This is a genomic window from Micromonospora sp. KC207, assembly GCF_004348615.1.
Lineage (GTDB): Bacteria > Actinomycetota > Actinomycetes > Mycobacteriales > Micromonosporaceae > Micromonospora.
Genome location: NZ_SMKJ01000034.1, coordinates 1 through 26,247 on the forward strand (window position 1 = coordinate 1; position 26,247 = coordinate 26,247).

Genomic DNA, 26,247 nt, shown 5'->3' on the forward strand with positions numbered 1-26,247 from the left:
GTGCGAGCGTGTCGTGCAGCAGGGCGGACATCGCCGGTGACGGTTCCAGGCGCAGTTCCCGCAGGAGCAGATCGCGGTAGGCGTAGAAGGCGTGCATGGCCTCGAAGACGTTGCCCTCGGCGAGGTGGACGCGTACGACCAGCCGGTGCGGGGTCTCGCGCAGCGGTTCCGCGGCCATGGCCTCCAGTGCCGCCTCCAGGGCCTCGCCGTGCCGTCCCGCGGCGAGGTGGTTGCGGGACACCTGCTCCAGCAGGTGCAGCCGTAGCTGGCGCAGGCGTTCCCGCTCCAGCAGCACCCAGTCGTCGTACCAGCCGGGGAGCAGGTCGTGCCGGCCGGCGAGGGCGGTGGCGGCGCTGCCCGGGTCGTCGCCGTCGCGGACCCGGGCGGCGGTGCTGGTCAGGTCGTCGACGTCGAGCCGCACGCGGGGGTCGAGGCGGGTGGTGTCGCCGGTGGTGACCAGGGGGCAGCACGGGTCCTGGCGCAGCCGCCACAGCGCGGTGCGCAGTGAGGACAGTGCCCGATCCTCCGACGCCTCGGGCCAGAGCAGGCCGGCGAGGTGGCTGCGGGTGGCGCCGGGGCGCAGCCCGATCAGCGCGAGGACCCGTTGCAGGCCGCGGGGCACGACGACGGGGGTCTCGTCGTGCAGCAGGCGGAAGCCGCCGAGCAGGTGCAGTGAAACCTCCGGGAGGGGGTCGTCGCCCGTGGTCGGCGTGGGCGGATCAGTGGTCACGGCGGCACCCCCTGCACCGGACCTCGTCCGGACTCCTCGTGCGTCCCGGCGCGGTCGCCCCCGGGACGCCACTGTCTCCGGTGGCTCCACGCGGTGCGGCTCGGACGCCGCGACCGCCGGGCTGGCCCACTCGGAGATTAACAACAATGATTACGGTGAGTCAACACGGCGTTGAGTGCGGGGCGGTGTCATCGTGGACAGAATATGCCGTTCTAACTGCGAAAACTTGTCGTCATCGAGGTCGTCTTCTCAGGTGGGGCATGGATTGTCCACAGGTTGCATCAACGGAGCGTCACAGTGGGTCGTGTTCGTCCGAGGGGTGCCGGTGACGCCTTGGTGACGGCGGTGCGCGCACCGTGGCGGCAGTCGTCCCGCGTGACGGGCGAGTCCACGCCGCGCCGTCGCGCGCCATAGGGGAGGCACGTCCATGAATCGTTCGCTGATTGTCGCCAAGGTGGGTCCGGACGCGCAGAAGCGGATCGCCGAGATCTTCGCCGAGTCCGACGCCACGGAGCTGCCGCGCCTGGCCGGGGTACGACACCGCTCGCTGTACCGGCTGGGCGACCTCTACGTCCACCTGCTCGAAACCGAACGGGAGGGGCAGGACGCGGTGGAGGGCATTCGGGAGCACCCCGAGTTCGCCCGGGTCAGCGCGCGGCTGCGGCCGTACGTCTCGCCGTACCTGCCGACGTGGCGTTCGCCCCGGGACGCGATGGCGCGCTGCTTCTACCGCTGGGACCACGCCGGGCGGCGGGCATGACCGCCACCGTCGGCGAGCAGCTCTGGTCGCGCTGCGACGGGTGCGCCGCCCTGCTCTACCGCAAGCGGCTGCGGCGCAACCTCGACGTCTGCCCGGAGTGCGGCGCGCACGCCCGGCTCGGCGCGCCGGAGCGGCTGCGCCAGCTGGTCGACCCGGGCTCGTTCGCGGCGCTGCCCGGCCGGCCGGACGACGTGGATCCCATCGGCTTCGTCGACGTGCTGCCGTACCCGCACCGGCTCACCGCGGCCAGGGCCGGCACCGGCCTGCCCGAGGCGGTCGTCTGCGGCACCGCCCGCGTCGGCGGCAACCGGGTGGCGCTGGCCGTGATGGACTTCCGGTTCCTCGGCGGCAGCCTCGGCTGCGTGATCGGCGAGCTGATCACCCGTACCGCCGAGCGGGCCCTGGCCGATGCCGTGCCGCTGGTCCTGGTCACCGCCTCGGGCGGGGCACGGATGCAGGAGGGCGCGCTGTCGCTGATGCAGATGGCCACGGTCAGCCAGGCGGTCGCGCAGCTACGTGAGGCGGGACTGCTGACGGTGAGCGTGCTGACCGACCCGACGTACGGGGGAGTGGCGGCGTCGTTCGCCACCAACACCGATTTGGTGCTCGCCGAGAGCGGCGCGCGGATGGGCTTCGCGGGCCCCCGGGTGATCCGGCAGGTAACCGGGCGCGGTCTGCCCGAGGGATTCCAGACCGCCGACTTCCTGCTGCGACACGGCCAGGTCGACATGGTGGTGCAGCGGCGCGCCCTGCGCGGGCGGCTGGTGGCGCTGCTCGCCGCAGCGCAGTCGGGCCGCCGCGCGGTGGCCCGGCGGGAGCCGGCGCGGTCGGTGCCCCACCAGCCGCCCGGTGCACCGCCTGCCGCCCGCAGCGCCGAAAGCGACGCGCGGGCCGGCGGTGGCGACGCGCGGGCCGGCGGTGGCGACGCGCGGGCCGGTGGGGGTGACGCGCGGGCCGGTGGGGGCGACGCGTGGGAGACCGTGCGGATCGCCCGGCACCCGGGCCGGCCGACCGCGCTGGACTACCTCGGCACCGCTTTCGACGGCTTCGTGGAGCTGCACGGCGACCGGCTCGGCGCCGACTGCCCAGCGGTCGTGGGCGGGCTGGCCCGGCTCGGCGACCGGCACCTGATGGTCGTCGGGCACCAGAAGGGACACAGCACCGCCGAGCTGGTCGCCCGCAACTTCGGGATGGCGAGTCCGGCCGGGCACCGCAAGGCGCTGCGGCTCATGCGGCTCGCAGCCCGGCTGGGGCTGCCCGTGGTCACACTCGTCGACACCCCCGGCGCCGACCCGGGCGTGACCGCGGAGACGCAGGGGCAGGCGGCGGCGATCGCGGAGAACATCCTGGTGATGAGCGGCCTGCCGGTGCCGGTGGTCGCGGTGGTGACCGGCGAGGGCGGCAGCGGTGGCGCCCTGGCGCTCGCGGTCGCCGACCGGGTGCTGATGCTCCAGCACGCCGTCTACTCGGTGATCAGCCCTGAGGGGTGCGCGGCGATCCTCTGGCCGGACAGCTCGGCGGCCCCGCAGGCTGCCCGGGCGCTGCGGCTGACCGCGCCCGACCTGTGCGCGCTGGGCATCGCCGACGACGTCGTTCCGGAGCCCGCGCCGGCGGCCCACGCCGACCCCGACGCCGCCGGGGAGCTGCTGCGCCGGGCGGTGCTGGCGCACCTGACCCCGCTGCTCGACGTGCCGCCCGCGACGCTGATCCGGCGTCGCCGGCAGCGGTTCCGCCGCTTCGGGGCGGCCCGCTCCGGCGTCGCCGGCGCGGCGGTGGGAGTGATCCGGTGAGCGGCCAGGAGATGCCGGACGACGCCGTGCTGGCCGGGCTGCGCCGGCACGCGCGGGACCTCGTCGCCGAACTGGCCGGTCCGGTGCGCCGGGTGCGGCTGAGCAGCGGGCAGACCGCGCTGGAGGTGGAGTGGCACGGCGCGGCCGAGCCGGCGTCGGCCCGGGTACCCGATCCCCGGGTTGCCGAGCCCGCCGTGGGGCCCGCGGAGACCGGGCACGCCGTCGTGCGTTCGCCGGTCGTCGGCACCTTCTATCGCGCGCCGGAGCCCGGCGCCGCGCCGTTCGTGGCGGTCGGCGACCTCGTCCGGCCCGGCCAGGTGGTGGGGATCGTCGAGGCGATGAAGCTGATGAACGAGGTCACGGCGGACCGGGCCGGCCGAGTAATGCGGGTCCTCGCCGGCGACGGTACGCCGGTGGAGTACGACCAGCCGTTGGTCGCGTTGGAACCGGCCTAGGTCGGGTGCGGGCATGTTCGAGAAGGTGCTGATCGCCAACCGGGGCGAGATCGCGCTGCGGGTGCTGCGCGCCTGCCGGGAGTTGGGCGTGGCGACGGTGGCCGTCTACTCCAGCGCCGACGCGGACTCCGCGGTGGTGCGCCTGGCCGACGAAGCGGTCCGGATCGGGCCGGCGGAGAGCCGGCGCAGCTATCTCAACGCGGCGGCGATCGTGGAGGCGGCCCGGCGCACCGGGGCACAGGCGGTGCACCCGGGCTACGGGTTCCTCTCCGAGGATGCCGACTTCGCCGAGATCTGCGCGGAGCACGGGCTGGCCTTCGTCGGCCCGCCGCCGCAGGTGATGTCCGCGCTGGCGGACAAGGCCACCGCGCGGGCGCTGCTGCGGCGGGCCGGGCTACCCCTGCCGCCGGGCAGCGTGGAGACGCTGCCGACGGCGCGACGGGCCGCCGAGGTCGCCGCCGAGATCGGCTACCCGGTGATCGTGAAGGCCGCGGCGGGCGGCGGCGGGCGTGGCATGACGGTGGTCGACGCCCCCGCCGACCTGCCCCGGGCGTACGCGCGGACCCGGGCCGCCGCCCAGGCGGCCTTCGGCGACGACCGGGTCTACGTCGAGCGGTACCTGACCGACGCGCGGCACGTCGAGGTGCAGGTGCTCTGCGACGGCAACGGCGACGGGGTGCACCTGGGCACCCGGGACTGCTCGGTGCAGCGGCGGCACCAGAAGCTGGTGGAGGAGGCCCCGGCCCCGTCGCTGTCGGCCGACGCCGCGCAGGCGATCGCGGCGGCGGCGCTGCGCGGGGCGCTGGAGGTCGGCTTCACCGGCGCCGGCACGGTGGAGTTCCTCATGGACCACGACGGCGGGTTCCACTTCCTGGAGATCAACTGTCGGATCCAGGTCGAGCACCCCGTGACCGAGATGATCACCGGCATCGACCTGGTGCACGAGCAGCTGCACATCGCCTCGGGGGCGCCGCTACGGCTGCGGCAGTCCGACGTCCGGCCGCACGGCGTGTCGGTGGAGTGCCGGGTCAACGTGGAGGACCCGGACCGTGGCTTCGCGCCGACCCCGGGCCGCCTGGACCGGTTCCACCCGCCCGGCGGGCCGTTCACCCGGGTGGACACCCACGCGCGCCCCGGCTATCTGGTCGGCCCGTATTACGACTCGCTGCTGGCCAAGGTCGCCGTCTGGGCCCCGGACCGCGAGTTGGCGCTGCGCCGGCTGGACCGCGCCCTCGCCGAGTTCGACATCGCCGGGCCGGGTGTGCGGACCACCATCCCCTTCGTCCGGCGGGTGCTCGCCGACGCCGCCTTCCGTGGGGGGCGGCACACCACCGGGCTGGTCGACCGGCTGTTGCGCGGCGGCGACACCGCCTCGCGCCCCGGCGACACCGCCCCGCGCCCCAGCGGCACCGGCCCGCGCACCGCCCCGGCCGGCGCGCGCCCAGACGTGCCGGATCCCGCCGCACCGGTTGACGGGAGAAGTTCCGTTCCCGTCCCCGCCGCCGGTCCGTCCGGCCCCGACCAGAGGAGGAACTGATGACCGTCACCCACGGCCGCCCGCGCACCGCCGAGATCACCGAGATCCTGGTGACGCACTGCGGCCTGGACGCCGAGGCCGCGGCCCGGGAGCCCGCCGCGTCCCTGGAGGACCTCGGCATGGACTCCCTGGCCCTGCTCGAACTGTCCGCGGTGATCGCCGACCGGTACCGGGTGCGCCTGCCCGAGGACGCCGCGCGGTTGAGCATCGCCGAGGTCGCCGACCTGGTGACCCGGGAGACCGACCCGCCCGGGCACACCGAGAACAGCATCGTCATCGCCGCGCCGTTGCGGCTGGTCTGGAAGCTGACCAACGACGTGGCGAACTGGCCGAGCCTGTTCACGGAGTACGCCTCGGCGCAGATCCTCGAACGCGACGGCCGCACCGTGCGGTTCCGCCTCACCATGCACCCCGACGAGAACGGCGCCGTGTGGAGTTGGGTGAGTGAACGCACCACCGACTGGGAGAACCGCGAGGTGCGGGCGCACCGGGTGGAGACCGGCCCGTTCGAGTACATGCGCATCCGCTGGCACTACGACACCGAGCCCGAGGGCACCCGGATGACCTGGGTGCAGGACTTCGCGATGCACCCGCGGGCCCCGCTGGACAACGCGGGGATGACCGCGCGGATCAACACCAACAGCCGCGTCCAGCTCGCGGTCATCAAGGAACGGATCGAGCGGGCGGCGCGGGCCGGCTCCGCCACCACGGGAGGCGACGATGAGTGAGACCACCGATCAGTGCCCGGCGGCCGACGCGCCGGCGTACCGGACGGTCGCCGCCCGCGACGTCCCGGCCGACCGGCGGCGCGGCGGCGAGCTGCGGGTGCTGCTCGGGCCGAAGACGGTCGGCAGCACCTCCGGGTTCATGGGGGTGGCCTGCCTCGCCCCGGGCGAGCGCATCGCCGAGCACTACCACCCGTACAGCGAGGAGTTCCTGTACGTGGCGCGGGGGGCGATCACCGTGGACCTGGACGACCGGCCGGTGCCGTTGGCCGCCGGGGAGGCGCTGTATGTGCCGCTATACGTGCGGCACCGGCTGCGCAACACCGGTCCGGAGCCGGCCGAGGTGGTGTTCCACCTGGGCCCGCTCGCGCCCCGCCCGGAGCTGGGCCACGTCGACACCGAGCTGGCGGAACAGCGGGGCGCGTCGTGACCGCGCGCCGCACGGTGGTGACCGGCGTCGGGGTGGTCGCTCCGGGCGGCGTGACCCGGGACCGGTTCTGGAAGATGATCACCGAGGGGCGCACGGCGACGCGGCGGATCACGTTCTTCGACCCGTCGCCGTTCCGCTCCCGCATCGCCGCCGAGTGCGACTTCGACCCGGTCGCCGCCGGGCTCGCCGAGGCCGAGCGGCGTCGCGCTGACCGCTACGTGCAGTTCGCCCTGGCCTGCTCGATCGAGGCGGTCGCCGACAGCGGCCTGGAGCTGACCGACGCGCAGCGCGAGCGCGCCGGGGTGGTGCTCGGCACCGCAGTCGGCGGCACCATGGCCCTGGAGCAGGAGTACGTGACCGTCAGCGACTCCGGCAGCCGGTGGCTGGTCGACCACGGTCGCGGCGGGCCGTACCTGTACCAGGCGCTCGTGCCCAGCAGCCTGGCCGCCGACGTGGCCTGCCGGCACGGGCTGCACGGCCCGGCGCAGGTCGTCTCCACCGGCTGCACCTCCGGCATCGACGCCATCGGGTACGCCCACCAGCTCATCGCCGACGGCGAGGCCGACATCGTGCTGGCCGGGGCGGCGGACTCGCCGATCTCCCCGGTCACGGTCGCCTCCTTCGACGCGATCAAGGCGACCAGCCCCGACAACGACGACCCGGCGCGCGCGTCGCGTCCGTTCGACGCCGACCGGCAGGGTTTCGTCCTCGCCGAGGGCGCGGCGGTGCTGGTGCTGGAGGAGTACGGGCACGCCCGCCGACGTGGGGCGCACGTCTACTGCGAGGTCGCCGGGTACGCCAGCCGCAGCAACGGCTACCACATGACGGGGCTGCGCCCCGACGGGCTGGAGATGGGGCTGGCCATCTCGGCGACCCTGAAGCAGGCGCGGCTGATCCCGGAACAGGTCTCCTACATCAGCGCGCACGGCTCCGGCACCCGGCAGAACGACCGGCACGAGACGGCGGCGTTCAAGCGGGCTCTCGGCGAGGCCGCCCACCGGGTGCCGATCAGCTCCATCAAGTCCATGGTGGGGCACTCCCTCGGCGCGATCGGGTCCATCGAGATGGCCGCCTGCGCCCTCGCGATCGAGTACGGCGTGGTCCCGCCCACGGCCAACTGGGCCACCCGCGACCCCGAGTGCGATCTGGACTACGTGCCGAACGTGGCCCGGGAGCTGCCGGTGGACGTGGCCCTGTCGGTGGGCAGCGGGTTCGGCGGCTTCCAGTCGGCGATGGTGTTCCGCCGGTTGGGCGCGGCGGCGCAGGGCAGGGCGGCGTGACCACCCGGGCGGTGGTCACCGGGATCGGAGTGGTCGCCCCGAGCGGGGTCGGCGTCGAGGCGCACTGGTCCACGGTGGTCACGCGGACCCGGCGCACGGGGCCGATCACCCTGTTCGACCCGGCCTCCTATCCCACCCGCTTCGCCGGTCAGGTGCCCGACTTCGAGGCCCTGACCTGGGCGGACAACCGCCGGCTGGTGCAGACCGACCGGTGGACCCACCTGGGGTTCGCGGCCACCCGGCTGGCGTTAGCCGACGCCGGGCTGCCCGACCGCGCCCCCGACCCGTACGGGTACGCGGTCACCCTGGCCAGCTCGTCGGGGGGGAACCTGTTCGGGCAGCGGGAGCTGCAACGGCTGTGGGGCGGGCCGTCGCGCACCGTCGGGGCGTACCAGTCGATCGCCTGGTTCTACGCCGCCAGTGTCGGGCAGCTCTCCATCCACCACCAGTTCAAGGGCCCCTGCGGGGTGCTGGTCAGCGAGTCCGCCGGTGGGCTGGACAGCCTCGCCCACGCGGTGCGCACCGTGCGGCGGGGCACCCCCGTGGTGATCGCCGGGGCGACCGAGTGTCCGTTGAGCCCGTACGCGCTGGCCTGTCAGCTGCGTTCCGGGCTGCTCAGCGTCCGGAACGACCCCGCGCGGGCGTACCGGCCGTTCGACGCCGACGCCGCGGGGTACGTCCCGGCAGAGGGCGGGGCGGTGTTCGTGGTGGAGGAGCTGACGCACGCGCTGGCCCGGGGGGCGCGGATCTACGGGGAGGTCACCGGGTGGGGGGCCACCCACGACGCCGCGCACACCGGCCCCGACTCGGCCGGGGACCCGGCCCAGTACGCGCGGGCGATGCGGCTGGCCCTGGACCGGGCCGGTGTGGCCCCCGACGACGTGGACGTGGTGCTGCCCGACGCGCTGGGCACGCCCCGCCACGACCGGGCGGAGGCCGACGCGCTGCGCGCGGTGTTCGGGGCCCGTCCCGTGCCGGTGACCACGGCCAAGCCGTTGACCGGGCGGGCGCACCAGGGCGGGTCGGCGCTGGACGTGGCTACGGCGCTGCTGGCCTTCGCCCACGACACGCTGCCCGCCTCCGCCGGCCCCGACCGCCCGGCCAGCGGCTGTGAGCTGGACTTCCTGCGCGAGCCCCGCCGGCCCGCGTCCCGGGTGGCGCTGGTCGTCGCGCGCGGGTTCGACGGTTTCAACAGCGCGCTGGTGCTGCGGGGCGCGGCGGCGCGTCCGGCGCCGGCGCCCCGCCGGGCGGTCGAGCCCGGCGTGACGAGAGGAGCGGCACGATGATCGAACAGCGGGCGCGGGTGGTCTTCCTGGTCCGGGTGCCCGAGCAGCGCACCGGGGACTTCCTGCGGGCGTACCAGGCCATCCGGCACCTGGTCGCCGAGGGGGTGCCGGGGCACCTGGTGGACCAGGTGTGCCGCTCGTCGGCCGACCCGGAGCAGTGGCTGATCACCAGCGAGTGGGTGAACCTGGCCGCGTTCGAGGCGTGGGAGCGCAGCCCGGAGCACCGGGACCTGGTCAAGCCGATGCGGGAGTGTTTCACCGACGCCCGGTCTCTGCGCTTCCTGGTCTACGCGCAGACGCCGGCCCTGGCGTGATCCGCGGGCACGTGGCCCGTTCACAGTAGATCGTGTACCTTCGATGGGTGGCTGCCGCTGGCGGTCACCCATCGGCCGTCGGGCCGAGCCCGGGCAGGCCGTGGCGCCGAATTCGGGCAGGCTGCCGCCCCGGCGTGCGCGCCCGCCGGCGGGCAGGCTGCCGCCCTGGGCGCCGCCGCCGGCCCGCGCGGCTACCGATCCTGCCCGGCGAACGGGCTGACCGACAATCGGGCCGCACGACCTTTTTGATCTAGCCATTCGCATCTAGTAATGCTCTCGACGGCTGTCGTAGTGTTCGGTCAGCACCCCGCAAGACGCACCACATTGGGCGGTTGTGTCCTTTTTCAATGCTGGGCGGTAGACCACAGTGACCATGGATCGTTCGGCAGCAGAGTCTACAGTGGGCGACCCTACCTGGGTTGACGATCTTTTGTTGGCCGGCCCGGTGGCCGAAGTTTGTCTCCGGCTGCCCGACCCGGTGGACCGGGGCACCCTGCGCCGGCTGGTCGGCGAGGCCCAGGCCCGGCTCACCGACGCCGGGCTGCGTCCCGGCGGCGCCGCCGCGTTGCGCCTGCCGCCGTCGCTGGCGTACGTGGTGAACCTGCTCGCCACCTGGCGCAGCGGGGCCCAGGCGATCCTGCTCGACCACCGGCTCACCGACCACGAGGTGCAGCGCGCCCTCGCCAGGCTCACCCCGCAGGTCGTCGTCGCCCCGGTGCGCACCGGCGGTGCCGCGCTGAAGATCTTCGTCGACGTCACCGAGGGCGTCACCGCCTACTCGGACCGGCCGGCCGGCAGCCCGCACGCGGTGATCCAGCTCAGTTCCGGCTCCACCGGACCGTCCAAGGTGATCGGTCGCAGCGCCGCGTCCCTCGTCGCCGAGGTGCGCCGCTACACGCGCATCGACGGCGTGGCGCTGCCCGGCGAGCGGATCATCCTGCTGCCGTCCATGGTGCACGTGCTCGGCCTCGTCGGCGGGCTGCTCTACGGCCTGCACGCCCACGTGACGTTGGTGCCGCCGGACCGGCTCAGCGGCGACGCCGTGCTGGCCGCCATCGCCGCCGACGACACCCCCGCCACCGTGCTCGGCGTGCCGTTCCACATCGGACTGCTCACCTCCACCCGGCCGACCGGCCCGCTGCCGCAGTTCAGGCGGATGACCACCGGTGGCGAACTGGTCCCGCCGGCCGTCGTCACCGCGTTCGCCGACCGCTTCGGGGTGCCGCTGGGCAACATGTACGGGATGACCGAGGTCGGCGTCATCGGCACCGACCTGTACGGGTGGCACCGCCCCGCGATCGCCCCCGCCCCCGGCATCACCGTCCGGGAGTCGGCCACCGGCGAGCTGTGGGTGAGCTGCCCGGACTCGCCGTACGTCGGGCTGTCCGACCCGGACCGCTGGGCCGACGGCTGGCTGCACACCCGCGACGCGGGCACCGTCGACCCCGGCACCGGCCTGGTCACCGTGCGCGGCCGGCTCGACTCCCAGGTCTCCGTCGGCGGGATGAAGGTCGACCTCACCGAGGTCGAGGCCACCCTCGCCGGGCTGCCCGGCGTCGCCGCCGCCGTGGTCGTGCACGACGGCGACATCACCGCGTACGTGCAGCCAGACGGGCCGTTGTCGGAGGAGGTGCTGGAGAAGCTGCTCGCCGAGCGGCTCGCCGCCTACAAGCGGCCCCGCACCCTGCGCCTGCTCGACCGCCTGCCCCGCACCACCACCGGGAAGCTGGTCCGCTCGACCGAGGCGTTGCGGGCGGCCACGCCGTGACCGGCCCGCTCTGGCGGCCCGCCGTCGTGCCCGCGAAGCCGACTGATCAGTCAGTCGACCACCAACTCGACCCCGTCCGCCGGCCCGTCGACCGCCACGGCCAGCACCAGCTCACCGGCCAGCACCAGCCCGTCGCGGGCCGGGTCCAGGGGCCCGGCTCCGGCCAGCCGGGGATGGCCGACCCGCAGCCCGCCTCCCCCGGGCAGGGGGCGCAGCAGCTCACCGGCGGGCTCACCGGGCACCGGCATCGGCCGGCGCAGGCCGCCGTCGCGCAACCCGCGCCCGAGCACCTTGCCGACCGCCTCCTTGGCCGTCCACAGCGACAGGAACGCCTCGGCGCGTTGGTCGGCGGGGCGCTCGCCCAGCCAGGCGGCCTCCTGCGGGGCGTACCAGCGGCGGGCCAACGCCACCGCCGGCAGGTCCCGGCGGCGCTCGACGTCGACCCCGACCCCGCCGGCGAGGCGGGCCGCCACCACCACGACCCCGCCGGCGTGGCTGACGCTCACCGGCAGCTCCACCGCGTCACCGGTGTCGACGATCGGCCGCCCGGCCACGTCACGTCCCACCCGGATCTCCGCCTCCGCCCGGCCGAGCAGCGTGCCACCCGCGCGCCGTAGCAGCCGCCGGGCCGCCGCCGGCCGACCGCCGGCGGTACGGCCGAGGAACACGTACACGGTGTCCCGACCGGGCACCGCTGACTGGCTCACGGAAAGAGGTTTACCATGCGCGACGAGGTTCGTGCCTTCGTCATCTCCCAGCTCGACGACATGAACTACGACGTCGACGGCATCGACGACGACACCACCCTCGGCCCGGCCGGCGTCGACCTGGAGTCGCTGGCCCTGGCCGACCTGGCCGTGCGGGTCGAGGACCGCTACGGCCTGAAGTTCGCAGACGACGAGTCCGAGAAGCTGGCCCTGATGACGGTCGGCGAGTTCACCACGATGGTCGCCGACCGGGTCGCCGCGACGGCCGACGGCAACTGCTGATGGCCGGTCGGCCCGACCTGGGGCGAGCTGACCTGCTGACCATGCTCGCCGAGATGACCGCGAAGCCGGTCGACCAGGTGTCCGACCGGGTGGGCTCGATGGAGCTCGCCTGGCTGGTCCACCTCGTCGAACAGCGCTACGCCCGCCGGCTCGACCTCACCGACGACCAGCTCGCCGGTATCCGGACGGTCGACGACGCCCTGGTGGTGTTCCACACCTGCCTGACCGCCCCCGCAGATGGCTGAGCGGGCCACCGTACGGATCACCGGTGTCCACGCGCTCAGCGCGCTCGGCAGGGGAGCCGACGCCCAGCTCGCCGGGGTGCTCGCCGGTGCTGCGGCGTTTCGGCCGGTCGGCCGGTTCGACACCACCGCCTGCCGGGTCGGCGTGGCGGCCACCCTCCCGGACACCGGCCCGCTGGCCGACGAACTGACCGAGGCGGTGCGCGCCGCGTGCGCCGCCGCCCGGCTCGACGCCGCCGGCCGAGCCGGCGCGCCGCTGCTGCTCGCCGCCCACGGTGGGGCGGGCGTGCCGGCGCTGGCCGGGGAACTGGCCCGTCGGTGCGGGCTGGCCGGGGCACCCCGGGTCTACACCAGCGCCTGCGTGTCGGCGTCCACGGCGGTCGCCGACGCCGCCGCGCTGATCGGCCGCGGCGACGTCGACCGGGTCGTCGTCGCCGCCGGGTACCTGGTCGAACCCGACCAGTACGCGCTCTTCGACGCCGGCCGGGCCCTGGCCACCGACGGCGTGGTCCGCCCGTTCAGCGCCGGGCGGCGCGGGCTGCTGCTCGGCGACGGCGTGGCCGCCGTGGTGCTGGAGTCCGCCGATGCGGCCGCCCGGCGGGCCGCGCCGACGCTGGCGTCGGTGCTCGGCTGGGGCCGGGCCGGCGACGCCTACCACCCCTGTCAGCCCGACCCGCGCGGTCGCGGTCTGGCCCGCGCCCTCGACGCGGCGCTGCGCCGCGCCGGGCTCGACGCCGAGGAGATCGGGTACGTCAACGCCAACGCCACCGGCACCGGGTACAGCGACGCGGCCGAGGCGGCGGCGCTGCGGCTGGCCTGGGGCGAGCACGCGCACCGGGTGCCCGTCAGCTCCACCAAAGCGCTGCACGGGCACGCGTTGGAGGCCTCCGGGCTGCTGGAGCTGGTGGTGACCGTGCTGGCGGTACGACACGGGAAGCTGCCGGTCAACGCCGGCTGGCTCGGCCCGGACGAGGCATGCCCGCTCGACGTCATCCGCGACGCGCCCCGCCCGGCGGCCACCCCGTACGCAGTGAGCCTCAACGCCGCGTTCGGGGGCGCCAACACCGCCCTGCTGGTGGGTGCGGCGTGACCGGCGCGGGCGGGCGGTCCGAAGCCCCGGCGGCGACGGCAGCCGCCACCGGGCCGGCTGCGGACGGCCGGCTGCGGATGTGCGCGCGGGCGCGCTGGCCGGAGCCGGGCGACACCACCCCGCCACCCCTGCCCGGGTTCGTGCACTCGGCGTTCAGCCCGGTCGTCGCGGCCGTCGCCGACCGGTGCCTCACCCGGCGGCACGGCGACCGGCCGGCCCCGGAGCCGGTCGGCGGGCGGACCGCGGTGGTGCTGGTCAGCGCCGCCGGGGACCGGGCCAGCGCGGACCACGTGCACACCACGGTCGCCGCCGGAGGGCGCCCCGGACCGTTGTTCTTCTTCCAGTCGGTGCCCAACAGCGTCGCCGGCCACGTCGCCGCGCGCTGGGGGCTGGGCGGGCCGGTGGTCTGCCTCGCCCCGACCGGGGACCCACTGGCCGAGGGCGCGGCCGAGGCGGAACTGCTGCTGACCGACGGCGACGCCGACGAGGCACTACTGATCCTGATCGAACAGGCACCCGACGACGCCGGTGCGGGCGTGGCGGCCGCGGCGCCGGGCCGGCCGCCCGGCACCGCCGCCGTCGCGATGCTGCTGGGGCGAGGAGACGCACGATGAAGACCAAGGGACTGCGCGGCCTGCTGGCCGCCGACACCGAGCTGGGCGCCGGCAACGTGCTGGCCCGGGTGCTGGCGCACGGCGCCGACCCGGACGGCCCGGGACTGACCTTCGACACTGCCGTGGACGAGCATCCCGCCGAACGTCCGCTGACGCTGGGTCAGCTCGACGAGCGGGTCGCCGCCCGGGTCGCCTGGCTGCACGCCCGGGGCGTCAAGCCGCGCGACCCGGTCGCCGTCTGGGCCACCGCCGCCGCCGACATGGTGCTCAGCTTCCTGGCCCTGACCCGACTCGGCGCGATTCCCGCGCTGATGAACGGCAGGCTGCGCCCGGAGATCGCCGCCGAGTACATCCGCCGGCTGCGCGGCGCGGGCGTGCTCGCCGACGCCGCGCACACCGAGCTGCTGGCCGGGCACGACCTCGGCGTGCCGCTGCTCGGCACGCCCGCCGACGCCGGCACGGGTGACCCGGCCGCCGCGCCGGCGCACTACCGGCACCACCCCGACGACCCGATCGTCATCACCCACACCTCCGGCACCACCGGGGTGCCCAAGGCGGTGCTGCACTCGCACGCGAGCCTGTTCGCCGCCACCCGGCACCTGCTGTCCATGCCACAGGCGCAGGGCACCGGCCGCATCCTCAACGCGCTGCCCGCCCCGCACACCGCGACCGTGCTCATGGTCAACCAGGCGCTGGGCAACCGGGCGGAGATGTTCCTGCTGTCCGACCAGGGCGGCGAGCGGGTGCTCGACGCGATCCAGCGGTGGCGGCCGGACGGCGTGTTCGGCTTCTCCGTCACCTGGGCGGAGCTGGCCCGGTTCGACCTGTCCGCGTACGACCTGGACTCGGTGCGGTTGTGGTTCAACACCGGCGACTGCTCGCACGAGCCGCACGTGCGCCGGCTCGTCGCGGTCGGCTCGCGGGACACCGTGACCCGCCAGGGCGTCGTGCGGGTGCCCGGCTCCGTCTTCATCGACGGGCTGGGCTCCAGCGAGATGGGCCACTCGATGTTCCACATCACCCACACCGCCGACACCGACCGGTACGGTCGCTGCGTGGGCCGGCCGTACCGGTTCACGAAGGTCGCAGTGCTCGACGCCGACGGCAACGAGCTGCCTCCGGGGCAGGTCGGCTTCCTCGGCATCGACTCGCCGTCGCTGTTCCGGGGCTACTGGAACGACTCGGTCACCACCTACCGGTTCCGGCTGCGCGGCTGGTACCTCACCGGTGACCTGGTGTACGCCGACGACGAGGGCCGGTACTACCACCTGGACCGGGCGGTCGACTCCGTCGAGGTCGGCGACGGACGGCGGTTCTTCACCGCCCTGTCCGAGGAGCGGGTCCTCGCCGCCTGCCCCGACGTCACCGACTGCACGGTGGTGATCGTGAAGGAGGGCGACCGGGTCGTCACCGACGTGCTGCTGGAACTGGCGGCCGGGGCCGACCCGGGCACCGACCGCACCGAGGCCGTCCGCGCCGCGCTCGGCGCGGACGTCGGGGCGACCCTGCGCCGGGTGGTGCCGGTGCGCTCCGAGGACATCCCGGTCACCGTCACCGGAAAGGTCCGCAAGGTGGTGCTGCGCGAGCGCTACCTGACCGAGTCGCCGTCGTGACGGCTGTCATCACCGGGATGGGCCTGTTCACCCCGGCCGGCCGGGGCGTGGGGGAGACCTTCGACGCCCTGCTCGCCGGCCGGTCGGGGCTTCACCGCCCGCCGCAGGACCACCCCGCCCGCGAGTCGCTGGAGTCCGCCGGGCTGCTGCCGGAGATCGACGCGCGTACCGTCGTGTCCGGCCCGGAGGCCCGGGTGGTGGACCGGATCGTCGTGCTGGCCCTGCTCGCCGCCGCCGACGCGCTCGCCGACGCCGGCATCGAGGTCGGCCGCGACGTCGACCCCGGCCGGATCGGCGTGATCGTCGGCGGCGTCGGCGGGATGTCCACCCTGGAACGGCAGGTGCTGGCGCGGGCCGAGCGGGGCCGGGCGGCGGTCAGCCCGTACCTGCTGACCGGGATACTGCCGAACATGCCGGCGGCGCGGATCGCCATCGCCCACGGCATCCGGGGCTACAGCTCGTCGGTCGGCACGGCGTGCGCCTCCGGTGCCCAGTCCGTCGCCGACGCGGTGCGGCTGATCCGGGCGGGGGAGGCCGACGTGGTGGTCTGCGGGGCCAGCGAGGCCCCGCTGTTTCCCACCTTCGCAGACACCTTCGGCAACGCCCGTGCGCTCGCCCGGGGCTGGGCCGACCCGACCGAGGCGAGCCGGCCGTTCGACGCCCGGCGCAACGGTTTCGTCCTCGCCGAGGGCGCGGCGCTGCTGGTGCTGGAACGCGCCGAGCACGCCGCCGCCCGGGGCGTGGCCGGCTACGCCGAGGTCGCCGGGTACGGGGCGAACACCGACGCCCACCACCCGACCGCGCCCCGACCGGACGGGGAGGGGGCGGCCGAGTGCATGCGCCGGGCCATGGCCGGCGGCGCGGTGACAGCCGGCGACGTCGGCTACGTCAACGCCCACGGCACCGGCACGAAGCTCGGGGACATCGCCGAGATCACCGCGCTGACCAAGGTGTTCGGCGACGGCGGGGTGCCGGTCAGCTCCACCAAAGCGCTCACCGGGCACCTGCTCGGCGCGTCCGGCGTGCTGGAGGCCGCCGCCACCGCGCTGGCGCTGGGCCGGGGGCTGCTGCCGCCGACCTGGAATCTCGACGACCCGGACCCGGCCTGCCCGGCGGACCACATCCGCTCCGTGCCCAGGCGGGCCGCGCCGGAACACGCGCTGACCAACTCGTTCGGCTTCGGGGGGCAGAACGTGAGCCTGCTGCTGCGGCGCACCGCCGGTGCGGGTGCGCGCGCCGCCGCCCCGGGAGGTGATCTCGCGTAACACCCCGGGCGGGTGCGCCCGGGCCGCAGTCACGGGGGGACATGGGGAAGGGCTGGTAAATGGACATCCGTTCTATAGATCACATCGAACTCTTCGTGGGGGACGCCCGGCAGGCCGCCTTCTACTTCGGTACCGCCCTCGGGTTCCGCCTCTGCGGTCAGGGCGGTCCCGAGACCGGGCTGGGCGGGCAGCGCTCGCTGCTGCTGCGCCAGGCCGACATCCGGATGGTGCTCACCTCGGGGCTGACCGCCGAGCATCGGGCGTCGGCGTACGTGCAGCGGCACGGCGACGGCATCGCCGTGGTGGCGCTGGAGGTCGACGACGCCGCCGGGGCGTACGCGGAGCTGGTCGGCCGGGGGGCCACGCCGGTGACGCCGCCGACCACCTTCACCGGCGCGGACGCCGAGGTCGTCACCGCCGAGGTGGCCGGCTTCGGCGACGTGCTGCACCGGCTGGTGCAGCGCCGGGGCGACCGGCGCGACTTCCTGCCCGGCGCGTTCGAGTCGGCCGAGCCGGCCGGCGGCGCCGACGGCCTGCTCGCCGAGATCGACCACCTGGCGATCTGCGTGCCGCCGGGGCAGCTCGACGCGACCGTCGCCCACTACGAGCGGGTCTTCGGCTTCGCGCAGATCTTCACCGAGCACATCGAGGTCGCCGGGCAGGCGATGAACTCCACCGTGGTGCAGAGCCCGTCCGGGCGGGTCACCCTGGTGCTGCTGGAGCCGGACCGCGGCCACCGGCCGGGGCAGATCGACGCGTTTCTCAGCGAACACGCCGGGGCCGGCGTCCAGCATCTGGGGCTGCGCACCGACGACATCGTCACCGCCGTCGGCGCGCTGCGCGAGCGGGGCGTCCGCTTCGCCGGCACCCCGGGCGCCTACTACGACGACCTGGAGCGGCGGGTCGGCCCGGTCGACGCGCCGCTGGACCGGCTGCGCGAGCTGAGCATCCTGGTCGACCGCGACCACGGCGGCCAGCTTCTGCAGATCTTCACCGAGTCGATGCACGTGCGGCGCACCCTCTTCCTCGAACTCATCGAGCGGCGCGGGGCGCTGACCTTCGGCAGCGGCAACATCAAGGCCCTCTACGAGGCCAAGGAACGGGAGCTGGCCGCGGCGGGGGCGACCCCCGCCGTCGTGGCCGGCACGGCACAAGGGGTTGGGGCATGACCACCACGCAGTTCCATCCGACACTGACCGCGCAGGAGGAGGCGCTGCTGCCGTCCGACTCCGACGTGCGGCACTACGCCGAGCACGGCTGGTACCTGTCGAAGAAGCTGTTCACCGACGAGGAGGTGGACGCCCTCGTGGCGGCCACCGACCGGTACTACGACGGCGAGCGGGACCGCACCCTGCCGGTGCGCCCGCCGAAGCTCGCCTACTGGGACCCGTCGAAGGGCCCGGTGCAGCGGCACAACGACTACGTCCACTACGAGCACGACGCGATCTCCGCGATCCTGCGCAAGCCGCTGATCGGGGCGGTCGCCGCCCGGCTCGCGCGGGCCACCGAGATCCGCGTGTTCCAGTCCACGCTGATCTACAAGCCGCCGGTCGAGGGCGAGCCGTCGAACATCGTGCCCTGGCACTTCGACAAGCACTACTGGTCGTCGTCGACGTCGGAGGACATGCTCACCGCGTTCATTCCGTTCCACGACTGCGGCGTGGAGATGGGCACCATCACCATGGTCGACGGGTCGCACCGGTGGTCCGAGATCGGAGCCGACGACACCGTGGTGCGGCACTTCGCCGAGCGCGACCGTGACCAGCTCGAAGAGATGCTGGCCCGCAACGCCGCGTACAACGGGACCCAGATCCGCAAGGTCCCCATGGTGATCCCCAAGGGGCATGTGAGTTTCCACCACTGCCGCACCTATCACGGCAGCGGTGCGAACGTCAGCGGTCGCCCGCGCCGGGCGGTCTCGCTGCACCTGCAGGACGGCGCGAACGCCTACCGGGAGTTCCCGCTCTCCGACGGCACCCTCGCCGCGTACAACCACGACGTGCTGGTCCGCCGCACCCACGACGGGCGGCCGGACTACGCGGACCCCGACTTCTGCCCGGTCATCTGGCGCGACCGCGCCCAACAGGGAGGCTGACAATGTCACGGTACGACTGGGGCAAGACGCACCCGGGCATCGGGCGGCTGGAGCAGGCGGTGACCGACCGCCGCGACGTGGTGGTCAAGCACCCCCTCTACGCCAACCTGGACACCCACGAGGCGCTTGTCACCTTCATGGAGCACCACGTCTTCGCCGTCTGGGACTTCATGTCCCTGCTGAAGTCGTTGCAGAGGCAGCTCACCTGCGTGGACGTGCCGTGGATCCCCACCGGCCCCACCGGCAGCCGGCGGCTGATCAACGACATCGTGATGGTGGAGGAGAGCGACGAGCTCGGCGAGGGCTACATCAGCCACTTCGAGCTGTACGTGCAGGGCATGGCCGAGGCGGGGGCCGCCACCACCGCCGTGGACGCGCTGATCGACCTGCTGCGCGCCGGCAAGCCGGTCGGTGCGGCGCTGGTAGAGGCGGGTGTGCCCGGCCCGTCGGCGGCGTTCGCCGGCACCACCTGGAAGATCATCGAGTCGACCCCGGTGCACTGCCAGGCGGCGGCGTTCGCGTTCGGCCGCGAGGACCTGATCCCCGACATGTTCGCCCAGGTCGTCGCCGTCAACGAGCGCAGCCAGAAGCTGCACAAGTTCGTCGACTACCTGGAGCGGCACATCGAGGTCGACGGGGAGCAGCACACCCCGATGGCCATGCAGATGCTCGCCGACCTGTGCGGCGACGACGACGCCAAGTGGCAGGAGTGCGCCGACACGGTCAACCTGGCGCTCGCCGCCCGCGCCCGGCTCTGGGACGACATCCTCACCGCGATCAAGGAGGGTCACCCGGCGTGACCCGCGACGATCCCGTCCGGCTGTACCGCACGGTGCGGCTGATCCGCCGGTTCGAGGAGCGGGCCGTCGCGCTGGTCCGCTCCGGGGCGATCGTCGGCGGCATCCACCCGTACCTCGGTCAGGAGGGGATCGCCGCCGGGGTCTGCGCGGCGCTGCGCGACGACGACCTGGTCACCGGCACCCACCGCGGGCACGGCCACGTGCTCGCCAAGGGCGCCGACCCGGCCCGCATGCTCGCCGAGCTGCTGGGCCGGGAGACCGGGCTCAACCGGGGCCGGGGCGGGTCCATGCACGCCGCCGACCTCGGCGTCGGGGTGCTCGGCGCGAACGCCATCGTCGGGGCCACCTTCTTCGGCGACGGCGCGGTCAACGAGGGGATGCTGTTGGAGGCGTTCAACCTGGCCGCGCTGTGGCGGGTGCCGGTGCTGTTCGTCTGCGAGAACAACGGCTACGCCACCACCATGCCCGTCGACGGCGCGGTGGCCGGCACGATTCCCGGCCGGGCCGAGGCGTTCGGCATGCCGGCGGCCGTCGTCGACGGCCAGGACCCCGAGACGGTACGCGACGCCACGGCCGCCGCCGTCGCCCGGATGCGCGCCGGCGGCGGACCCGAGCTGATCGAGGCCCGCACCTACCGGTTCGACGCCCACCACACCTTCGAACACGCGGTACGCCTCGACTACCGCGCCCCCGGGGAGGTGGCCGCCGGCCGGTCCCGGGACCCGGTGGACATCCAGGGCGCCCGGCTGCCCGAGGCGGACCGGGCCGCCGTCGACGCCGAGGTCGAGGCCACCCTCGACGCGGCCCTGGAGTTCGCCCTGGCCAGCCCCGAGCCCGACCCGGCCGGCGCGCTGGAGCACCTGTACGCCAGCGGGTTGGTCGCCCGGACGGGAGGTGGCTGATGCCACGGCTGTCGTACCGCAAGGCCCTCACCCGGGCCCTCGCCGACGAGATGACCCGCGACGAATCGGTGTTCCTGCTCGGCGAGGACATCCGGGTCGCCGCCTCGAACGTCACCGCCGGGCTGTTGAAGCGGTTCGGGCCCGACCGGGTGGTGGACACCCCGCTGTCGGAGCAGGCGTTCACCAGCTTCGCCACCGGCGCGGCCCTGGCCGGCCTGCGCCCCGTGGTGGAGTTCCAGATCCCGTCCCTGCTGTTTCTGGTCTTCGAGCAGATCGTCAACCACGCGCACAAGTTCCCGCTGATGACCGGCGGGCAGTGCGCGGTGCCGGTCACCTACCTCGTGCCGGGCTCCGGCTCGCGCACGGGGTGGGCGGGGCAGCACTCCGACCACCCGTACAGCCTCTTCGCCCACGTCGGGGTGACCACCGTGGTCCCGGCCACCCCGGCCGACGCGTACGGGCTGCTGGTCTCGGCGATCCGGCACGTCGACCCGGTGGTGGTGTTCGCGCCGGCCGGGGCGATGGACGTGCGCGCCGACGTGGACTTCGCCGCGCTGGCCCCGGTGCCGATCGGTCGGGGCCGGGTGCACCGGGCCGGCGACGACGTGACGGTGGTCGCGGTCGGGCACCTGGTGCACGACGCCCTCGCCGTCGCCGAGGAACTGGCCGGCCAGGTGTCGGTGGAGGTCTTCGACCCCCGCACGCTCTACCCGTTCGACTGGGACGGGCTGACCGCGTCCGTGGCCCGCACCGGCCGGCTGGTCGTGGTCGACGACTCCAACCGGTCCTGCGGGATCGCCGGGGAGATCATCGCGACCGTGGTGGAACGGGTGCGGCTGCACGCGCCGCCCCGGCGGGTCACCCGCCCCGACGGCGCGGTGCTGCCCTTCGCCCCGGCGCTGGACCGGGCCGTGCAGCCCGGCCGCGAGCAGCTCACCGCCGCCATCCAACTCACCATGAAGGACGGATGATGATCGACCCGAACTACCCCTGGCCGCAGCCCGACCAGGCGTGGAACGACCTGCCGGAGTCGACCCGCGCGGCGATGGTGGCCGCCGGGGCGGGTGCCTGGAGGGAGATCTTCTACGGCTGCGCGACGTACAACCGGACGTGGCGGCTGGCCCGGCCCCCGGTGATGCCGGCGGACGCGTTCCGCGAGCTGAACGAGGTCTGTGACCGGATCGCCCAGCTCATCCTCCAGGCGTGCCAGCGGCGTGCCCGCACCGCCGGTGAGCTGACCCGGCTGTTCGGCGTGCCGGCGGAGGAGACGAGGCTGCTCGACACCGACGAGGTGCTGTCCGAGGCGTTGCTGGCCGCGTACCGGCCGGACGTGCTGATCTCCGGCGGGGTGCCGAAGTTCGTCGAGTACAACATCGACAGCAGCCTCGGCGGGTGCTTCGACGCCGACACGGTCGTCCACCGGTACGCGAAGCTCTACGCCGACCAGGGCATCCTCGACGGGCTGCCGGTGCGGCCCGCCCCGTCCCTGCTGGACCAGCGGTTCGTGGCGATCCGCGACGAGCTGGCCCTGGCCGACGGGGCCCGGGTCGCCCTGCTGCTGGACTTCGACGCCGACTACCCGGGCCTGGAGAGGCCGGAAGACTTCATCAAGATCCTGTCCCCGCTGGTCGATCGGGCCCGGGACTTCGGCATCGACCTGGTCATCGCCCCGGTCGGCACCGTGACCCTCGACGAGGAGAAGCGCCTCGTCGTCCGCGACGCTCCCGTGGACGCGCTGTTTCGGCTCTTCGTGCCCAACCGGGTCACCCCCAGCGCGGGCCTGGACGCCGTCGCCGGCGCCCTCGCCGCCGGCACCCTGCCGATGTTCGTCAGCTCCGCCGCGTGGCTGCTCGGCAACAAGTTCAACTTCGCCTGGCTGTGGCAGGACCTCGACACCCTGGCTGAGGCCGACCAGGCGCTCATCCGCCGGTACGTCCCGCGCACCACCGCCCTCACCGCCGCCGAGCTGCCCCGGGCGCTGGCCGACCAGCACGACCTGGTCGCCAAGCCCGCCGACGGCTCCGCCGGCATCGGCGTGCTGTTAGGCCGGGAGACCGACCCGGGGAAGTGGGCGCAGGGGCTGCGCGCCGCCATCGACGAGGGCGGCTACATCCTCCAGGAGTACATGCCGGCCGACCGGGTGGCGATGGACTTCGTGCGGATGGAGACGGGGGAGACGGTCACCGCCGACGTTCCGTACAGCCTCGCGCCGTACCTGTTCGGCCGGACCGGTTCCGGCGGCCTGGCCCGGGTGGGTTTCCCCGGCTGCGAGGGCGTGCTCAACATCGCGCGCGGGGTCCTGATCACGGGCATCCTGCTCACCGACTGAGCGTGCCCCCGGCGGTGGTTGCCATGACGGCAGCCGCCGCCGGGCGGTCAGCGCCCGGGGCTGCCCTCCCCAGGTCGACGCACCGCGGCGAGGTGGGCGCCGAGGCGGCGGATCGTCTCGGCGGCGGCGATGGCGTCGCTGCGGGCGCTGCCGTGCCGGCCGTCGCCGCTGTACAGCCCCGGGTCGGCAACCGCCGGATGGTCGGTCAGGTGCACGTGCAGGGTGCCGAGCCGCTCGCCCAGGGCGCGGGTGTGCGCCGACAACCGGCGCATCCGCTCGCCCAGGCTCTCCCGCAGCCGCTGCGGCACCGCCGGGCTGTGCGACACGTCGAACATGCCCACCGTGACCACGTCCGCCCCCGCCCGCCGCAGGCCGCTGATCATCGCAGCCAGCTCGGCGTCGACGGCGTCGGCGTCGTACCCCTGGCGGAACGCGTCGTTGCCGCCGCACACCACCAGTGCCAGATCCGGGCCGAACTCGACCGCCGGGGCAAGCTGGGTGGCGCGCACCTCGTGCGCCCGCAGCCCACGCAACCCCAGATTGAGGTACGCCAGCCCGGGGCGGGCCGCGTCCAGCTCGGCGGCGATCCGGTCGGCCCACTGCACGTCCGGGTACCCGGCGACCGGCTCGCACAGCCCCTCGGCGACGCTGTCGCCGAGCACCACGAACCGTCGCCACGGGTGCCCGGCGAGCAGCCGCGCGCTCTCGCCCGCGCGCAGGCAGTACGGGTCAATTGCTTCGGTGAGGCTCGACGGCATCCCGGCACGCTAGCCGATCCGCCCGGGGCGTCGACACCCCTACCGGTCGAGCGTCACCTCGGCCAGGTACACGCAGGTCCGCTCCTCGTGCGAGGAGTAGTAGCTGACCCGCAGCACCCCGTCGTGCCAGTCCAGTCCCGGGTAGCCGCAGTCGCCGCCGGAGGGGAGCGTGACCAGCTCGGTCAGGTTGCCCCGGTGCGGGTCGACGGCGCAGACCGCCGTGCGCGGGCCGCCGTCGAGCAGGCGTACCCCGGCGACCAGCCGGCCGTCGGGCAGCCCGAGCAGGGCCGGCCCGCCCACCTGCACCCCGAGGTCGGTCCACGTCCAGTGCCGGTACGGCGGGCGGGCCCGCCCGAGCTGGGCGGTGGCCGTCTCCCGGTCCCGGCGCAGCAGGCAGGTGGCGGTGCCGTCGGGGCCGAAGACCAGCCCCGACTCGTTCGGGTAGCCGTCGAGGAAGAGGGTGTCGACGGTCGGTTGCAGGTCGAGCCCGTCGCCGCTGCGGTAGAGCCGGACGAACCGGGGCTCCCGGGTGGCGTACCCGATGCCGTACATGGCTCCGGCGTGCCAGGCCGCCTGCCACACCCAGATGTCGCGCTCGCCGACGGGCGTCGGCTCGCCCCAGCGCTGCCCGTCGGCCGACAGCCAGGTCAGCGTGCGAAACGACTTGGCCGGGCCCGCCCCGGGCCCGGTCGGGTCACCGGTGACCGCGGCGGCGAGCAGTTGCAGCCGGCCGTCCGGCCGGGCCACGAACCGGGGGTCGCGCAGGTCGGTCGCCGGCCGTTCCAGCCGGGCGAGCGGTGCCCAGTCCCGGCCGTCGGTGGAGGCGAGCACCCGGATCGCGCCGTCGTCGGAGAGGTGCCCGGCCCCCTCCCGGAACGCACACAGCCACCGGCCCCGGTGCCGGACCAGGTCGGTGAAGGCGCTGTGCCCGGCGGTGTCGCCGATCCGGCGCACGGTGCCGAGCCGGGCGGTGACCAGCGGGCTGTCGGTCGATGACGGCATGTGCTCTCCTCGCGGGTCCGGCCGCGCCCGGATAGGCAGTCGGGGCGGCCACGACCGGCCACGCTAGGCGCACCGCCCGACGCGACGCGGGCCCGCGAGCGAACGTCGGGCGAACACGCGAGGAAGGCATGTCGGCCATATGGCGGTATCGGCTCGCCCGGATACCGCCATGTCGTCGACCCGGCGGACGGCCCCGCCGGCGCGGGCGGGGTCTACGGCGCGGGCGGGGCCAGCCGCCGGCCCGCCCGCAGCGGCCCGGCGAGCAGCGGCCCCACGGTCAGCACCGCGCACAGCACCGCCATCACCAGCAGCGCCGGCTTGAGGCCCAGCGCGGCGACCGACCAGCCGCCCAGCAGCGCGCCGACCGGCAGGCCGACGAACGCCAACGAGCCGGCGATGCCGAGCACCCGGGTCTGCAACGCGTCCGGCACCCGTTCGTACAGCGTCGCACCGAGCAGTGGGTTGACCGCGGCGATGCCGATGCCGGACAGGAACGTGACCGCCAGCACCACCACCAGGTGGTCGGTGAGGGCCATCGTCAGCAGCCGGGGCGCGCCGCTGAGCGCCGCGCCGACGGCGAAGACGAGGGTGCGGGGCAGCCGGGGGCCGACCATGGTGAAGACCAGGTTGCCCAGCAGCGCCCCCGCGCCGAACACCCCCAGCACCAGGCCGAAGCCGGCCGGGTCGCCGAGCACGTCGCGTACCCAGACCGGGATCCACACGGCCGTGTTCGCGGCGGCCATCATGTTCAGCGCGGAGACCACGAGCAGCATGGCCAGCAGCACCCGGTCGGTGCGCAGGTAGGCGAAGCCGGTGCGCAGGGCCCGGAAGTAGCCCTCCCGGGGCGCGGCCCGCGCGTCGGCGGCCGGCGGGCGGACCAGCACCCCGACCAGCAGCGCGCAGAGCGCGAAGCTGCCCGCGTCGATCCAGATGGCCCGGGTCACCCCGACCCAGTCGATGAGCAGGCCGCCGATGACCGCCCCGAACAGGGTGACGCCCCGGGCCAGCCCGTCGTAGGCGGAGGTGAGCCGGATCAACTCCACCCCGGCGCGCTGCGCCGCAGGCCGGAACATGACGTGCTTGACCCGGTCGCCGATGCCGCGCAGCCCGCCGGCGACCGCGACCAGGGCGACCAGCGCCCCGAAGCCGAGCCACGGGGTCAACGCCACCACCGCCATGGCCGCCGCGCTCGCCGCGTCCACCACGATGGAGGTACGCCGCACCCCGAACCGGTCGGCCCAGGGCGTGGCCAGGGAGCTGGACAGCATGTACGGCAGGAACTCGGCCGCCGCGACGATGCCCATCTTCGCCGGGCTGCCCGTGGTGGTCAGCACCAGCCACGGGATGGCGATGACCGAGATGCGGCTGCCCAGGTTGGAGATCAGGTCGGCGGCGACGAGGGTGGTCAGCTCCCGCCGCGCGGCGGCCCGCCCCTTCTCCACCGCGGCCTCCTTCGCCGTGGCCTCGGGAACG

Annotated in this window: 27 protein-coding genes; 22 read left to right on the forward strand and 5 right to left on the reverse strand. The window is 74.6% G+C overall.

The window, feature by feature from the left end; translation table 11 throughout:
• Positions 1-730, reverse strand: a 730-nt coding sequence (locus E1258_RS06810; RefSeq protein WP_132397848.1) for a BTAD domain-containing putative transcriptional regulator, incomplete at its 3' end; no start/stop codon positions are given.
• Between the two features lie 427 nt (positions 731-1,157).
• On the opposite strand from E1258_RS06810, the gene E1258_RS06815 reads away from it, so the two are divergent.
• The 10 genes from E1258_RS06815 (at position 1,158) to E1258_RS06860 (ending at position 11,075) form a co-directional block, all read left to right on the forward strand.
• Positions 1,158-1,490, forward strand: coding sequence for a TcmI family type II polyketide cyclase (locus E1258_RS06815; RefSeq protein WP_132397850.1), 333 nt, complete (start codon positions 1,158-1,160; stop codon positions 1,488-1,490).
• On the forward strand, positions 1,487-3,280 hold the full coding sequence (locus E1258_RS06820; RefSeq protein ID WP_132397852.1) for an acetyl-CoA carboxylase carboxyltransferase subunit alpha: 1,794 nt from the start codon (positions 1,487-1,489) through the stop codon (positions 3,278-3,280). Before E1258_RS06815 ends, E1258_RS06820 begins: the two co-directional genes overlap by 4 nt.
• Positions 3,281-3,291: 11 nt before the next feature.
• The gene (gene accB / locus E1258_RS06825; protein WP_132397900.1) at positions 3,292-3,735 is read left to right on the forward strand and encodes an acetyl-CoA carboxylase biotin carboxyl carrier protein; all 444 of its coding nucleotides are present in this window, start codon (positions 3,292-3,294) and stop codon (positions 3,733-3,735) included.
• Between the two features lie 13 nt (positions 3,736-3,748).
• Positions 3,749-5,272 carry an acetyl/propionyl/methylcrotonyl-CoA carboxylase subunit alpha gene (locus E1258_RS06830; protein ID WP_132397854.1) on the forward strand — a complete coding sequence of 508 codons (1,524 nt, stop codon included), beginning with the start codon at positions 3,749-3,751 and terminating at the stop codon, positions 5,270-5,272.
• Positions 5,272-6,000, forward strand: a complete 729-nt coding sequence (locus E1258_RS06835) for an SRPBCC family protein (RefSeq protein WP_132397856.1) — start codon at positions 5,272-5,274, stop codon at positions 5,998-6,000. Before E1258_RS06830 ends, E1258_RS06835 begins: the two co-directional genes overlap by 1 nt.
• The gene (locus E1258_RS06840; RefSeq protein WP_132397858.1) at positions 5,993-6,427 is read left to right on the forward strand and encodes a cupin domain-containing protein; all 435 of its coding nucleotides are present in this window, start codon (positions 5,993-5,995) and stop codon (positions 6,425-6,427) included. Before E1258_RS06835 ends, E1258_RS06840 begins: the two co-directional genes overlap by 8 nt.
• Positions 6,424-7,707 carry a beta-ketoacyl synthase gene (locus tag E1258_RS06845; RefSeq protein ID WP_132397860.1) on the forward strand — a complete coding sequence of 428 codons (1,284 nt, stop codon included), beginning with the start codon at positions 6,424-6,426 and terminating at the stop codon, positions 7,705-7,707. The genes E1258_RS06840 and E1258_RS06845 overlap by 4 nt, the downstream gene beginning before the upstream one ends.
• On the forward strand, positions 7,704-8,993 hold the full coding sequence (locus tag E1258_RS06850) for a beta-ketoacyl synthase N-terminal-like domain-containing protein (RefSeq protein ID WP_132397862.1): 1,290 nt from the start codon (positions 7,704-7,706) through the stop codon (positions 8,991-8,993). Before E1258_RS06845 ends, E1258_RS06850 begins: the two co-directional genes overlap by 4 nt.
• The gene (locus E1258_RS06855) at positions 8,990-9,307 is read left to right on the forward strand and encodes an antibiotic biosynthesis monooxygenase (protein ID WP_132397864.1); all 318 of its coding nucleotides are present in this window, start codon (positions 8,990-8,992) and stop codon (positions 9,305-9,307) included. Before E1258_RS06850 ends, E1258_RS06855 begins: the two co-directional genes overlap by 4 nt.
• Positions 9,308-9,680: 373 nt before the next feature.
• Complete coding sequence (locus E1258_RS06860; RefSeq protein ID WP_132397866.1) at positions 9,681-11,075, forward strand: class I adenylate-forming enzyme family protein; 1,395 nt, start codon at positions 9,681-9,683, stop codon at positions 11,073-11,075.
• Positions 11,076-11,125: 50 nt separating this feature from the next.
• On the opposite strand, the gene E1258_RS06865 is transcribed toward E1258_RS06860, so the two are convergent.
• A complete protein-coding gene (locus E1258_RS06865; protein ID WP_243715247.1) occupies positions 11,126-11,782 on the reverse strand; it encodes a 4'-phosphopantetheinyl transferase superfamily protein in 657 nt (218 codons plus the stop codon).
• Positions 11,783-11,797: 15 nt separating this feature from the next.
• Between E1258_RS06865 and E1258_RS06870 the strand changes: the two genes are divergently transcribed.
• From E1258_RS06870 to E1258_RS06925, 12 genes are all read left to right on the forward strand, one after another.
• Positions 11,798-12,064, forward strand: coding sequence for an acyl carrier protein (locus tag E1258_RS06870; RefSeq protein WP_132397868.1), 267 nt, complete (start codon positions 11,798-11,800; stop codon positions 12,062-12,064).
• Positions 12,064-12,309: an acyl carrier protein gene (locus E1258_RS06875; protein ID WP_132397870.1), complete on the forward strand. Its 246-nt coding sequence runs from the start codon at positions 12,064-12,066 to the stop codon at positions 12,307-12,309. Before E1258_RS06870 ends, E1258_RS06875 begins: the two co-directional genes overlap by 1 nt.
• Positions 12,302-13,396: a beta-ketoacyl synthase N-terminal-like domain-containing protein gene (locus E1258_RS06880; protein WP_132397872.1), complete on the forward strand. Its 1,095-nt coding sequence runs from the start codon at positions 12,302-12,304 to the stop codon at positions 13,394-13,396. The genes E1258_RS06875 and E1258_RS06880 overlap by 8 nt, the downstream gene beginning before the upstream one ends.
• A gap of 77 nt (positions 13,397-13,473) precedes the next feature.
• A complete protein-coding gene (locus E1258_RS06885; RefSeq protein WP_132397902.1) occupies positions 13,474-14,010 on the forward strand; it encodes a beta-ketoacyl synthase chain length factor in 537 nt (178 codons plus the stop codon).
• Positions 14,007-15,623, forward strand: coding sequence for a class I adenylate-forming enzyme family protein (locus tag E1258_RS06890; protein ID WP_132397874.1), 1,617 nt, complete (start codon positions 14,007-14,009; stop codon positions 15,621-15,623). The genes E1258_RS06885 and E1258_RS06890 overlap by 4 nt, the downstream gene beginning before the upstream one ends.
• Positions 15,620-16,888: a beta-ketoacyl synthase gene (locus tag E1258_RS06895; protein WP_132397876.1), complete on the forward strand. Its 1,269-nt coding sequence runs from the start codon at positions 15,620-15,622 to the stop codon at positions 16,886-16,888. The genes E1258_RS06890 and E1258_RS06895 overlap by 4 nt, the downstream gene beginning before the upstream one ends.
• Before the next feature lie 59 nt (positions 16,889-16,947).
• On the forward strand, positions 16,948-18,057 hold the full coding sequence (hppD, locus tag E1258_RS06900) for a 4-hydroxyphenylpyruvate dioxygenase (protein ID WP_132397878.1): 1,110 nt from the start codon (positions 16,948-16,950) through the stop codon (positions 18,055-18,057).
• Positions 18,054-18,983, forward strand: coding sequence for a phytanoyl-CoA dioxygenase family protein (locus E1258_RS06905; protein ID WP_132397880.1), 930 nt, complete (start codon positions 18,054-18,056; stop codon positions 18,981-18,983). The genes hppD and E1258_RS06905 overlap by 4 nt, the downstream gene beginning before the upstream one ends.
• Before the next feature lie 2 nt (positions 18,984-18,985).
• Positions 18,986-19,783, forward strand: coding sequence for a DUF3050 domain-containing protein (locus E1258_RS06910; RefSeq protein WP_132397882.1), 798 nt, complete (start codon positions 18,986-18,988; stop codon positions 19,781-19,783).
• Positions 19,780-20,685: a thiamine pyrophosphate-dependent dehydrogenase E1 component subunit alpha gene (locus E1258_RS06915; protein WP_132397884.1), complete on the forward strand. Its 906-nt coding sequence runs from the start codon at positions 19,780-19,782 to the stop codon at positions 20,683-20,685. Before E1258_RS06910 ends, E1258_RS06915 begins: the two co-directional genes overlap by 4 nt.
• Positions 20,685-21,656 carry an alpha-ketoacid dehydrogenase subunit beta gene (locus tag E1258_RS06920; protein ID WP_132397886.1) on the forward strand — a complete coding sequence of 324 codons (972 nt, stop codon included), beginning with the start codon at positions 20,685-20,687 and terminating at the stop codon, positions 21,654-21,656. The genes E1258_RS06915 and E1258_RS06920 overlap by 1 nt, the downstream gene beginning before the upstream one ends.
• Complete coding sequence (locus tag E1258_RS06925) at positions 21,656-23,014, forward strand: hypothetical protein (RefSeq protein WP_165949671.1); 1,359 nt, start codon at positions 21,656-21,658, stop codon at positions 23,012-23,014. Before E1258_RS06920 ends, E1258_RS06925 begins: the two co-directional genes overlap by 1 nt.
• A 47-nt stretch (positions 23,015-23,061) precedes the next feature.
• On the opposite strand, the gene E1258_RS06930 is transcribed toward E1258_RS06925, so the two are convergent.
• The 3 genes from E1258_RS06930 to E1258_RS06940 all read right to left on the reverse strand — a co-directional run bounded on the left by E1258_RS06930 (position 23,062) and on the right by E1258_RS06940 (position 26,216).
• On the reverse strand, positions 23,062-23,772 hold the full coding sequence (locus tag E1258_RS06930) for an SGNH/GDSL hydrolase family protein (RefSeq protein WP_132397888.1): 711 nt from the start codon (positions 23,770-23,772) through the stop codon (positions 23,062-23,064).
• 39 nt (positions 23,773-23,811) lie between these two features.
• Entirely contained in the window at positions 23,812-24,774 is a 963-nt protein-coding gene (locus E1258_RS06935; protein WP_132397890.1) for an exo-alpha-sialidase, read from the reverse strand.
• 212 nt (positions 24,775-24,986) lie between these two features.
• Entirely contained in the window at positions 24,987-26,216 is a 1,230-nt protein-coding gene (locus E1258_RS06940) for an MFS transporter (RefSeq protein WP_132397906.1), read from the reverse strand.
• Between the last annotated feature and the right edge of the window lie 31 nt (positions 26,217-26,247).